The organism is Leisingera aquimarina DSM 24565 (assembly GCF_000473165.1).
GTDB classification, from domain to species: domain Bacteria; phylum Pseudomonadota; class Alphaproteobacteria; order Rhodobacterales; family Rhodobacteraceae; genus Leisingera; species Leisingera aquimarina.
Genome location: NZ_KI421505.1, coordinates 64,562 through 76,650, shown reverse-complemented (window position 1 = coordinate 76,650; position 12,089 = coordinate 64,562). Strand labels below are relative to the sequence as shown.

At 64.6% G+C, this 12,089-nt stretch carries 8 protein-coding genes; 4 read left to right on the top strand and 4 right to left on the bottom strand.

From position 1 onward, the window contains the following. Nucleotides 1-2: 2 nt before the first annotated feature. The 3 genes from AQUI_RS0125695 to AQUI_RS0125685 form a co-directional block, all read right to left on the bottom strand. Entirely contained in the window at nucleotides 3-1,715 is a 1,713-nt protein-coding gene (locus tag AQUI_RS0125695) for an IucA/IucC family protein (RefSeq protein ID WP_035920557.1), read from the bottom strand. Further along, nucleotides 1,702-3,465 (bottom strand): IucA/IucC family protein, encoded by a 1,764-nt coding sequence (locus tag AQUI_RS0125690; RefSeq protein ID WP_051372061.1) that lies wholly within the window; start codon nucleotides 3,463-3,465, stop codon nucleotides 1,702-1,704. Before AQUI_RS0125690 ends, AQUI_RS0125695 begins: the two co-directional genes overlap by 14 nt. A 346-nt stretch (nucleotides 3,466-3,811) precedes the next feature. Further along, on the bottom strand, nucleotides 3,812-5,797 hold the full coding sequence (locus AQUI_RS0125685; RefSeq protein WP_027260061.1) for a TonB-dependent receptor plug domain-containing protein: 1,986 nt from the start codon (nucleotides 5,795-5,797) through the stop codon (nucleotides 3,812-3,814). A 272-nt stretch (nucleotides 5,798-6,069) separates the two neighbouring features. On the opposite strand from AQUI_RS0125685, the gene AQUI_RS0125680 reads away from it, so the two are divergent. Genes AQUI_RS0125680 through AQUI_RS0125665 form a run of 4 tightly spaced genes read left to right on the top strand, consistent with a single transcriptional unit; the run spans nucleotide 6,070 to nucleotide 9,658 of the window. Continuing rightward, complete coding sequence (locus tag AQUI_RS0125680) at nucleotides 6,070-6,981, top strand: siderophore ABC transporter substrate-binding protein (RefSeq protein ID WP_027260060.1); 912 nt, start codon at nucleotides 6,070-6,072, stop codon at nucleotides 6,979-6,981. Between the two features lie 52 nt (nucleotides 6,982-7,033). Next, nucleotides 7,034-7,966 (top strand): ABC transporter permease, encoded by a 933-nt coding sequence (locus tag AQUI_RS0125675; protein ID WP_027260059.1) that lies wholly within the window; start codon nucleotides 7,034-7,036, stop codon nucleotides 7,964-7,966. Next, a complete protein-coding gene (locus AQUI_RS0125670) occupies nucleotides 7,959-8,903 on the top strand; it encodes an iron chelate uptake ABC transporter family permease subunit (protein ID WP_027260058.1) in 945 nt (314 codons plus the stop codon). Before AQUI_RS0125675 ends, AQUI_RS0125670 begins: the two co-directional genes overlap by 8 nt. Beyond that, on the top strand, nucleotides 8,900-9,658 hold the full coding sequence (locus AQUI_RS0125665; protein WP_027260057.1) for an iron ABC transporter ATP-binding protein: 759 nt from the start codon (nucleotides 8,900-8,902) through the stop codon (nucleotides 9,656-9,658). The genes AQUI_RS0125670 and AQUI_RS0125665 overlap by 4 nt, the downstream gene beginning before the upstream one ends. Nucleotides 9,659-9,698: 40 nt before the next feature. On the opposite strand, the gene AQUI_RS0125660 is transcribed toward AQUI_RS0125665, so the two are convergent. Then, nucleotides 9,699-12,086, bottom strand: coding sequence for a transketolase (locus tag AQUI_RS0125660; protein ID WP_027260056.1), 2,388 nt, complete (start codon nucleotides 12,084-12,086; stop codon nucleotides 9,699-9,701). Nucleotides 12,087-12,089 lie beyond the last annotated feature (3 nt).

Genomic DNA, 12,089 nt, shown 5'->3' with positions numbered 1-12,089 from the left:
AGTCATCCTTTCTCGGTGGCCAGGGCGTTGGCGATCAGGTGGCCGTGCTGCGGGCGGTCAGGGTCGATCTTGCGGGAAATCAGGCTTTCGGCGCGGATCTGCGGTGCGAAGGGGGCGAGGGCGGCCTGCCGCGCCTGCATTCCGTGTTCGGCGGTGTAGCGGTCCAGCCGGCTGCGGACCCGGCGCCAGAAGGAGGTTTCGGCAAAGCCATAGTGGCGCTGCAGCAGGTACGAGAGGTCGGCGAGGTTGAAGACAAAAAGCGTGTCCATCACCAGCCAGCGCAGCTCCTCAGCGCTGGACATCCGGTGGAATTGGTCGGGCGGCGCGGCCGCATAGACCGGGTCGATGCGCGCGAGATCCGGGCAAAGGTCCGGGCGCGAAAGCAGGTTTGGCACGTATTCCAAGCTTTCGTGGAAATCGCGGGCAATCAGGCCTGCGGGCCAGCCGCCTTCATGCTGCAGGATCAGGTTCTGGCCGTGTGCCTCCAGCCCGATGCCGTGGGCCACCAAAAGGTGCCAGATGGGCAGCACCGCAACCTCGATCAGCTGGTTCAGCCAAGTCTCAAGCCCGTGCTGTTCGATCCAGGGGGCGATCAAGGGTGTGCCGTCCGGTTCCGTGAGGGCGAGACCGTTGAAGGGCATCATGCTGTCCGGGGCCAGGCCCAGCGAGTCCGGGCTGCGGCGCCAGATCGCGGCCAGATGCCCGTCCAGCGCGGTGCCGCGGCCGGCGGTGACGGCAGCGTATTCCGGCAGCAGGGTCAGCGGGTAGCGGCTGGAGAACAGCGGATCATTGCCGCACACACCCGCCAGCCAGTTGGAGATCGCCGGGGCGACGGTGACGGATTCCGGCGCGAGGGTGCGCAGCGCGGAGGTGTTGCGCATCGCCATCGCGGTTTTCACATGGGCGCGGGAGGGGGTTTCGGCGTTCATCAGGGTCCGGACCGACTGGGTGGCCTTGTAAGCCTCGCCGATGGGACCGATTTCTAACAGCTGGCCGGATGTGCGCCATGTGTTGAACAACGGGTCGGGTTGCAGTCTGGCATGCTGCCAGGGATGCAGGGGCAGCAGGTTGTAATTGCCGAGCGGTGCGTTGTGCTGTTCCGCCAGCGCGGCGATACGGTGCCACTCGGCGGCTCCCAGCTCCTGCCCCCAGAAGTCCTCGTGCGGCAAGGATTGCTGTATCAGCGTGTGGTGGAACAGCACGCCCGTCAGGCGGAAGGTTTCGCCACCCTCCGGCCCGTAGGCGAGGTGGTCGGCATCGGTGAACCCGCTGCGGGCTTTGAAACAAGGGTGGTAGGGGTGGCCCTCGTACAGCGCGGTTTCCAGTGCGGAGCAGGGTAGGGAATGGCGCCGTGCCGCTGCCCGGGTCTGCAGCGCGGCCAGGTCGCTGAGGTGTTCGGTGTGGGCCAGATCGTCGCGCAGGGTTTCCATCGCGGGCGAAGGGTCTGCCACCGCTGCCAGAACATCCGCGGTGCAGGCGGGGCGCCAGGTGCCGCTGTCATGGATCTCAATACTGCCTTCCTGCAGCCTATAGCGGCCAAAGGCGCCGCGGCGTCCGCGGGCTCGGAACTGCGTCTGGCGCAGGCACCAGCCTACCGCTTGGCTGCGGTCCAATTGCAGTGATGCGGCCCAGCCCTCGCACAAAAGCGCCTCGCACAGCTGGCGCAGGACGCGGGGGGCGGAGATTGCGCGGCTTAAGGGTTCATGCAGGGACATCGGCACGCTCCTGCAGGGGCTGCGGCTGGGCTGCGGCGATGGGGTTCTTCATCTGCAGGAACATCCCTTCCTGCGCGGCGGTCTCCAGCTCATCCACGTTGTGGACGCGGGTCAGCAGGTTGGCCTTGGCAGCCAGCGACGGTGCGGTCAGCAGGTAGCAGGCAAACTCCGCCGCGGCGCCGGTGAGGCGGCTGGCGGCGGCGATCAAACGGCGGCGCAGTTGCAACAACAGCGCGGGTTCGCTGGCCAGCCCGTCGCAGCCCAGACGGCGGATCACCGCAAAGATCTGGTTGACCACCAGGTAATAGGCCAGCCGTTGGTTGATGTGGCCGCGCGGGTAAACCAGCGCGGGCTGGCCTGCCAGTGACGGCTCCAGCGCGTTGAGGCGGGGGAAGGCGTCGCAGGCGATGAAATAGCCCTGGTTGTCACGGTAATAGCCGCGGGACGGCAGGCCGGTGCTGAGATCCAGCAGGCAGTTCTGCTGATGCGCCTCCAGCGCGATGCCGTGCCGGTCGTAGAGATCCAGCACCGGGTCCAGCATGCAGTCGAGATAGGCCTCGAACCAAAGGCGGGCGGTCTCGGAGGGGGATTGGCCGCGGGCCGCTGCCAGGCGATTGATGAGGGTGCTCAGGAGCGCACTGCGGCCGGGCAGCGGGTCGGCGCTGAGGGCGGCGAGGTTATAGATGCCCTTGCCCGCTGCGCCCATAAAGGGATTGTTGCGGAAAATAACCTCAAACCCGCTTTCGCGGCGGCCCGGCAGATTCACGGTCAGATAAGCGGGATCATCGATGATCCGGAAGCGCGGGCTGATCTTGCTGAATTCCAGCTTGCGCAGCAGCCGGGCCATGGACACACCCACGTCCAGTTCGTTGCGCAGGGTGACGCGCAGCGAGTTTGTCAGCCGCACCGGGATCGAGAATTTCAGCATCCAGGGGCAATCCGGCGCATAAACTGTGCGCACCGAAGACGTGGCGGCAAAATCGCCCCCTGCCGCGCCCAGGTCGCGCAGTTTGCCCGAGGCGAGCAGCGCCTGCACCGCGGGATCCAGCCGCAGCATCTGCGCCTGCAGCGGGTGTGCGGGGATCAGGGCTTCATGGGTTTGCAGCTGAAATGCCCCGGCGATGCCAGGGATCTGATGGACCATGTCCGCGGCGGTCCCGTATGCGGCGCTCTGCGAGACGATGCTTTTGTCGGCAGCAAAGAAGGTGAGCGGGAACCGGCCTGCGTATTCGGGGGCGTATGCCGCCTGCTGCCAGTCGGTCAGCCCGTCGCGGCTTTTGGGAGTGGGGTGCAGCCAGTGGCCGTAGGAGAGCGCCTGTTCTGCCTCCAGGAAGCTGTCCGGGTCGGGCGTGCCGGCGTTGCGGCGCAGGATCTTTTCGATTTCAGCGTTGCTGTTGAAGACGCCGCGCAGGAACTCCGGCAGCTTGCCGGGATCGCGGGCGTTCAGATGCGCAAAGCATTCCTGCGCAATCAGTGTCATCACCTGTACCGGCGCGGCTGCCTGCCAGACGGGGGAGGCGGCAAAGCGGATCTGCGCCGCCCCGAAATGATGCGGCCCGGTCCGGGAGTAATATGCGACCGCCACCCGCAGACGGGCGGGAATATGGCTGAGCGGGATTTCAACCGCATCATTGCCGCTGGTCAGGGTAGCACTGTCCGGCAGGACTTCCCGCAGGAAGCCGTTCAGCAGTGCCTGCAGGGATGCAGCCTGGGCGCTGGGGCCGGGCTGAATTGTTTTCTGGAGGCTCATCGCGGGCCGCCCCGCAGAGGCGTGATGAGAGTAAAGGCAGGTCGCATGGTCCAGGATTTTCCCGTAGCCGTGCCGCGGCGGGCCGGCGCCTGGCGGGGTGCCGGGCAATCAGGTCAACCGGGTCTGTTTCGACATGAACTAGCGGGATGGCTGGCTGCTGAGCGGCGCCGGCGAAAGGCAAGGCGCCTGGTGTGACGTTGAATTCACACCGCTCTGACTAATCGGATTCCGGCTGGCGGGGAAGCGAATTTTTCCAAAAATACGAAGGATTTACGGTGCCCGGCAGAAGACCGCGCATGACGGAAATCCGAGACAGGGGCGCCAAGGCAGGCGCCCCCGCGGTTGCTTAGAACTTAAGGGTGGCAACAACCGAGATATTGCGGCCCGGTTCCTTGATCGAGGTCAGCGACGCAGCGGTGTATTCGGTGCCATAGGTGGCCCGGTCGGCGTATTGGGTGTCGAACACGTTGTCGATGGCCGCCCGGATGGTGACGTTGCCAAGGGATGGCGGGCTGTATTCGGCGAAGAGGTTCAGAACCTGATAGCTTTCCTGCTTTTGGGTGTAGGTTTCATAGACGCCATTGTCGTTCGACAGGCCGGCCTCGACGCTGCCGCCGACCAGCAGATTCATGGTTGGGATTTCCTGCTGCACCTCAAAGGCCAGAACTTTGCCGATCGGAGTGCCCGAGTCGACGACAAAGAAGCTCTCCGCCGGCTGGCCGTTGAATTCGATGTCGCTGCTGTTCATGGTGAAGCGGGCAAAGCCGCTGTCCCAGCCATAGGTTGCGGCCAGGTTGAAGCCTTTGCTTTCGAAGTCGTTGCCGACGACAGCACCGGTCCGGGTGACACCGCGGACATTGCCGATATTGGTCTTGAACAGCTCGCCGCCCAATGTCCAGTTGCCGCGCTGCCAGTCGGCACCAAGGATGATGTTCTTAGCGCGCGAGGCCCGCAGGCCCGCATAGTTCCAGGCCTGATAGAACAGGAAGTTGTCTTCCAGATCGTAACCGCCAAAGACGTTGGAATAGCCGGCCCGCAGCGACAGCGAGTCGGTCACGTCATAAACCAGTGACAGGTTGCCGCTTGCCCCGGACGGGGAATCGGTGAACGGGGTGCCGGACTGGGCGAAATCCTGGCCGGTGAAGTCCTGCCAATCATAGCGGACGCCGGCAGAAACGCTGAGGCGGTTGGTGGGTTCAAGCCGGGCCTGGGCGAAGACGCCGAAGTTCTTGCTTTCCTCCCCGGTCAGCCCGTTGACCCAGGTGGCGTTCACCGTGCTTTCGCGGACCTGATAATCCACGCCGGCCGTGATCGTGTTGCTGTCGGACAGGTGGAAATCGTTCTGCAACGTCAGCGAGTAGGTGTTTGAACTGGTGGAAGTGGAATCGCCGAACGGATCGGAAGGGCGGTCAACGTTGATGTCGGAGAAACCAAAGGTCGCCGAAGGGTCCCAAAGGCCGGTCTCGTTACCGCTCTCATAGCGCAGCGAGGCGATGCGGCGGCGGGTGTAATAGGGTGCGAAACCGCGGGTGCTGGAACCGAAGTTGGGCTGGAAGTTGCGGATTTCGTTGTCCTGTGTCTCTTGCAGCGACAGTTCGATCCGGTCGCCCTGATCGCCCTCATAGGCGAATTTCAACAGGCCTGCAGTCAGGTTTGCGGCGGAGCCGGTCACCTCGTTGCCGCCGCCGTCCTCATAGTTGTCGCCGGTTGCGCGTTTGGCGTAGCCAAGGATTTCAAAGCCGCCGCTGCGGCCTGCCAGGGTCAGCGAGCCCTGGGCGGTACTGCCGTTGCTGGAATAGGACAGGCGGGACCGGCCGCCGAAAGTTGCGCCGTCGTCCAGGATATCTTCGGCATCGATGGTTTCCATCACCACCCGGCCCGCCAGCGCGCGGGGACCGGCGTCCGCGGGGGCGACGCCGGGATCGACGCGGACCGATTTCATCAGGCCGGGGTCAAAGGCGTTGGCGCTGACGTGGTGGAAGGTGCGGTTGTTCTGGCTGACGCCATCCACCTGCACCGCCAGGTTCAGCATGTCGACGCCGTTGACGAAGATCTTCTGCGCAATCGGAATGCCGCCGCCGACCGAGACCGAGGCGATGCCGGCAAACAGGTCCTTGAGGTCGCCCATCGCGGCGCGTTCGATCTCGGCGTCGGCCACATAGATTGATGTTGCGCGGTCGGCGGCGTTGCCTGCGGGGTCGCGCTGTTTGACGATGATCGGATCCAGCGACAGCACGTCGTCTTCCTCGGCAAAGGCGGCTGGGGCGGAGATGAGAGTCAGAGCGGTGCTGCACAGCAGCCCTGACAGGCGGATGTTGGAAGTTCGTGCCATGATAAACCCGTGTTCTAAGAGCTGTTAGCTTGGGCTTGATCCTGGCTGGCCTTGCAAAGGCTTGGGCCTGATAGGAAGCAATTCCAGCGGCTGCAAGCCCCTGTCCGGGCGATTTTCCGTTATTATGCTGATGTTGCATTTTTGTGCGGCCTGCGGCCGGCAGCTGGCACAGCAGCAGCACGGCTGGACTTTTGCGGCACAGGCCGGTAAGCCCCTCTCGATCTTGAGCAAGCCTGCCCCGCCAGCCAAATTCCATCTTAGCAGGATAGAAAATGGCCCATCGGAAGATTTTGCAGCTGGCTGCATCAATTGCTGTTGCCCTGGCCGGTGCTGCTCAGGCGCAAAGCATTGCCATTGACACCGCGCGCGGCGCGGTCGAACTGCCGCACGCCCCGCAATCAATCGTCGTGCTGGATGCCGCAGCGGCGGACACGCTGGAGGCATTGCGGGCGCCGATCACCGGTGTCCCGTCCAAGCTGTTTGTCAGCCACCTGCAGGATCTGCAAGACAAGGCCGCGCCGGTAGGCACCCTGTTTGAACCGGATTTTGAGGCCATTGCCATGCTGGCGCCGGATCTGATTGTTGCGGGCGGGCGGTCCTCGGCGCAGGTCGAGGCGCTGGCCGGGATTGCCCCGGCCATCGATATGACGATCTGGGGCGAAGACCACGTTGCGCAATCGCTGGCGCGGCTGCGCAGCTATGGCCGCCTGACCGGGCAGGAGGCGCGGGCGGCGGATCTGGAAGCGGCGTTCACTGCCAAGCTGGAGCACACCCGCGCTGCCGTTGGTGGCCGTGGCAAGGCGATGATCCTGATGACCAACGGCCCCAAAGTGTCTGTCTATGGCGCGGGGTCGCGGTTTGGATGGCTGCACACCGCGCTGGATCTGCCGGAGGCGGTCGAAAGCGTCGCAGCACAGACCCACGGCGAGGCGGTATCCTTTGAGTTCATCGCTGCGGCCAACCCGGACTGGCTGATCGTCATCGACCGCGCCACGGCGATTGGCCAGGGCAATCAGGCGGCGGCGGTCACCCTGGACAATGCGCTGGTGGCGGGCACCACAGCCTGGCGCCGGCAGCAGGTGGTCTATCTGAATGCGGCCAATGTCTATGTTGCGGGCGGCGGCATCCAGTCGATGACGGCGACGCTGGAGGACATTCTGACAGGGTTTGCGGCAGGTGGCTGATCCTGCCGCCCTGGACAGCCGCGCTGCGGGGGGGCGGAATACCCTGGTTCTGATGGGCCTTCTGTTGGGCTTGCTCGCTGCGGTCAGCCTGTTTGTAGGGATCAACCGGCTGAGCCCGGGGGCAGTGTTGAGCGATCCGCAGGCGTTGCAGCTGCTGGCGGTCAGCCGCATTCCCCGTACCGCTGCGGTGCTGCTGACCGGCGCGTCCATGGCGGTGGCGGGTGTCATCATGCAACTGCTGGTGCGCAATAAATTCGTCGAGCCCGGCACCACCGGCACCAATGAAGCCGCCATGCTGGGATTGCTGGCGGTGACGCTGCTGACGCCTGCGATGCCCTTGTTCGGCAAGATGCTGGCGGCCTCGGCTTCGGCCCTGGCGGGCACTGCCCTGTTCATCCTGCTGGCCCGCCGCATTCCGCCCGAGCGGCCTTTGCTGATCCCGCTGGCCGGGCTGGTTTACGGCGGGGTTTTGATGGCCTGCGCAACGTTCTTCGCACTTCAGACCGATCTGCTGCAATACCTTGGCATCTGGATGACCGGCGAGTTTTCCGGCGTCCTGGCGGGGCGGTATGAGCTGCTTTGGCTGGCAGGCGGGCTGGCGGTGCTCAGCTATTTTGCGGCAGATCAGTTCACCATCGCGGGGCTGGGCCGGAATATCAGCCTGAACCTTGGGCTGCGTTACGGGCAGGTGCTGGGTTTTGGCATTGTCACCGTTTCGCTGGTGTCGGCGCTGGTGATCGTGACCGTCGGGATGCTGCCCTTCATCGGGCTGGTGGTGCCGAATCTGGTCTCACGGATCATGGGTGACAACCTGCGTGCCAGCCTGCCGGTCGTTGCCGGCACCGGGGCCGGGCTGCTGCTGCTGTGCGATATTCTGGGGCGGCTGCTGCGCTACCCTTATGAAATCCCCGCCGGCACCGTTTTCGGCATCTTCGGCGCTGCGGTGTTTCTGTACATGCTGCTGGGGCGGCGGCCGCATGGCTGACCGGCGGATCCTGGGCCTGGGCTGCTTGCTGGCGGCGGCGGCGGCGCTGTTCCTGTTCTGGGGCTTGCGCGGCCCCACCGCCTATATCCTGGAGCTGCGGATGGTCAAACTGGCGGGTCTGCTGTCGGTCGGGGCCGCCGTCGGGGTCGCAACGGTGCTGTTGCAGACGATCAGCCACAACCGCATTCTGACACCCGCCTTTATGGGGTTCGACGCGCTGTTCCTGCTGCTGCAGACCGGGTTGGTTGCAGGTTTGGGGATTGCCGGCAGCAGCCGGATCCCGGCCCTGGCCGGGTTCCTGCTGGACGCAGCGGTAATGATGGGTGCGGCGCTGGTCCTGTTCACCAGCGTGCTGAGCCGGACCCGCCATGATATCCAGCTGATGGTGCTGACCGGCGTGGTTCTGGGGCTGATGTTCCGGACACTCACGGCCTTTGTTCAGCGGCTGATGGATCCGTCCGAATTTTCAATCGTGCAGGCCAGAATGTTTGCGCAGTTCGGCGGCATCGACAGCGAGGCGCTGGCGGTGGCCCTGGGACTGATGATGCTGGCCTTTCTGTGGCTTTGGCGCAATCACGCGGTTTTGGATGTGGCCGCTCTGGGCCGGGATACGGCGCGCAGCCTGGGTGTGGGTCATGACCGGCTGCAGCTGAAAGTACTGTGCATCATTGCCGCGCTTGTTTCGGTGTCGACGGCGCTGGCCGGGCCGATCGCCTTTCTGGGGCTGCTGGTGACAAGCCTGGCGCACAGTCTGATGCGGAGCCACCGCCATGCGCTTCTGCTGCCGGCTGCGGCGCTGATTTCCGCGCTTATCCTGGTAGCGGGCCAGACCGTGTTCGAACGCGTCCTGATGCTGCAATCCACCCTGGCCGTTGTCATCGAGTTTTGCGGCGGCTTGTTGTTCATGTTCCTGCTGGCAAAGGGGAAAATCCGGTGATCAAAATAACGGGCCTCAGCTATGGCCATGGCGCGAAACCCATCCTTGACGGGATTGATGCTGAGATCCCCGCAGGCCGGATCACCGCCCTGATCGGTCCCAATGGCGCGGGCAAGTCGACGCTGCTGAACCTGATCGCGCAGCAGCTGGCCCCCAGCCGCGGGTGCATCAGCCTGGACGGTATGGACGCGGCCCGGATTGCCCCGGCCCAGCTGGCCCGCAAGATGGCGGTTGTGGCCCAGAACCTGACCGTGGCCAGCCGGGTCCGGGTCAAAGACCTGATCGGCTTTGGCCGCTGGCCGCACAGCCAGGGACGGCTGACGGCAGCAGACCGCGCAGCCATCGGGGATGCGATTGAGCTGTTCGGCCTTGCCCCCTTGCAGCAACGGTTCCTGGATGAGCTGTCGGGGGGGCAGCGTCAGCGCGCCTTTATTGCCATGGCTTATGCCCAGGACACCGGCTGGCTGCTGCTGGATGAGCCGTTGAACAATCTGGACCTGCACCACGCCCGTAATCTGATGGCGCAGCTGCGCAGCCTGGCCGAACAGCGCGGCAAGGGCATCGTGATCGTTGTGCATGACCTCAACTATGCCATCAGCTGGTCCGATCATGTGGTGGCGCTGAAGGACGGGCGGGCCGTCTTTCAAGGACCGGTGGATGAGGCTGCCAGCGCTGCCAGCCTGACGGCGCTGTATCAGACACCCGTGGCCATTACCCGGATTGGCGGCCTGCCGTTTGCGCAATACCACCGCTAGCGGCGGATGCAGGCGCTGCGGCGGGACCGCTTGACCAGCGTCAGCCGTGGTTGACCGGCATCAGCGCTGCCTTGCGGCCCGCTGTCAGACCATCGATGGATTTGACGATTGCCTCCCTGTCGATCCGGAAATGGCGGGCGAGATCGCCGATTGTCCCGGTCTGGCCAAAGTGCTCTACCCCGTGCGGGACCGTCTTGTGCCCGGCCACGGCGCCAAGCCAGGCGAGGGTCGCCGGATGGCCGTCGATCACCGTGACCAGGGTGCAATGCGCAGGCAGATCCCGCAGCAGCTGCTCGATATGCGAGAGGGCAGCCGGATTGCCGCGGGCGCGCTCCCGCTGGGCGGCGGTCCAGCCTGCATTCAAACGGTCCGCCGAGGTGACGGCCAGCACGCCGATATCCCGCCGCACGCCGCCGATCATGCCGGCGGCGGCAATCGCCTCGTCCGCAACCGCGCCCTGGTAGGCGATCACAACCGAACAATTGGGTCCGGGCTTGCGCAGCCAGTAGGCACCGTCGACGGCGCCTTGGCGGAAATCCTCATCGGCGCGTTTGCCGGGCTGCTCCAGCGGTTTTGTGCTCAGCCGCAGATAGACCGATCCGCCGGTTTCATCCCGGAGCCAGGTCCGTTCATCCGGGTCGCCCTCGCCCTCCCGCTGCAAATAGCCAAAGGCCCATTCCATGATCACTGCCAGCTCATCGGCAAAGGCGGGTTCAAAGGCCGCAAGCCCGTCCTGGCTCATGCCGATCAGCGGTGTGCTGATGGATTGATGCGCGCCGCCCTCGGGCGCAAGCGTCACCCCCGACGGCGTGCCTGCGATCATGAAGCGCGCATCCTGGTAACAGGCATAGTTCAGCGCATCGAGGCCGCGACACACGAAGGGATCATAGACCGTGCCGACCGGGATCACCCGTTTGCCCCAAAGACTGTGCGCCAGCCCCGCCGCCCCCAGCAGCAGGAACAGGTTCATCTCGGCAATGCCCAGCTCCAGATGCTGGCCCTCGGGGGCAAAGTTCCACTTGGCAGTAGAGGGAATGCGGTGCTCGATGAAGGCATCCGCCTGCGCCTCGCGGGCAAACAGTTTGCGCCGGTTCACCCAAGGCCCCAGTCCGGTGGTGCCGGTCACGTCCGGCGAGGTGGTCATGATCCGCTGCGCCAGGTCGCTGTCCCCGCGTGCCAGCGCATCCATGATTTTGCCAAAGGCCATCTGGGTCGAGATTTCGCGGGATGTATCCACGGCCACGGCAGGCACTGTCAGCGGAGCCTCGGAGTAGCGGCGCGGACCTTCAGCAAAGAAGGGAACCCGGCCAAGGAAAGCCTGCAGCGCGGGCACATCGGCAACTGTTGTAAAAGGCTCCCATTCCTGGCCGTCCGGCACTCCCATATGTGATTGCCAGTCCGCCATCTGCGCCTTGGTCATCAGCCCGCCGTGGTTGTCCTTGTGGCCGGCAATCGGCGTGCCCCAGCCCTTGACCGTATAGGCCAGGAAACAGACCGGGCGGTCGTGGTCTATGGCGGCGAATGTATCCGCCATGGTCTCCACGCAGTTGCCGCCAAGGTTTTCCATCAGCGCGGCCAGTTCCGTATCATTGCGGCGCTCGATCAGCGCGGTGACCTCTCCCTGGTCGCCCAGGTCATCCAGCAGCCGCTGGCGCCAGACCGCACCGCCCATGTAAGTCAGCGCTGAGTATTGCTGGTTCGGGCAGGCGTCGATCCAGGCACGCAAAGCCGCCCCGCCCGGCTCTGCAAAAGCAGCCCGCTGCAGGGCGCCGTATTTCACCCGCACTACATCCCAGCCAAAGGCATCGAATATCTTCTCAATCCGCTCGAACAGGCCTTCGCGCACAATCCCGTCCAGCGACTGGCGGTTATAGTCGATGATCCACCATGTGTTGCGCAGGCCGTTTTTCCAACCCTCCTGCAGCACCTCGTAGATATTGCCCTCGTCCAGCTCCGCGTCACCTGCCAGCGCCACCATGCGGCCCAGCCTGGTCCCGGCGCCCCATTCCTTGGCCGCGATGAAATCCTGCACCATGGACGCCAGCGCGGTGATCCCGACACCCAGCCCGACAGAGCCGGTTGAGAAATCCACGTCGTCAATGTCCTTGGTCCGGCTGGGATAGCTTTGCACCCCGCCAAAGCCGCGGAAGTTTTCCATCTTTTCGCGGGTTTGGCTGCCCATCAGGTATTGCATCGCGTGGAAGACCGGCGAGGCATGCGGTTTCACCGCCACCCGGTCCTCGGGCCGCAGCGCCGAGAAATACAGAGCCGTCATGATCGACACCATCGAGGCAGAGGAGGCCTGATGCCCGCCCACCTTGATCCCGTCCGGATTAGGGCGGATGTGGTTGGCGTTGTGGATCATCCAATGCGACAGCCATAACAGCCGCTGCTCAATGGTCTTCAGATGGGTCAGATCCGGGCGCATGGC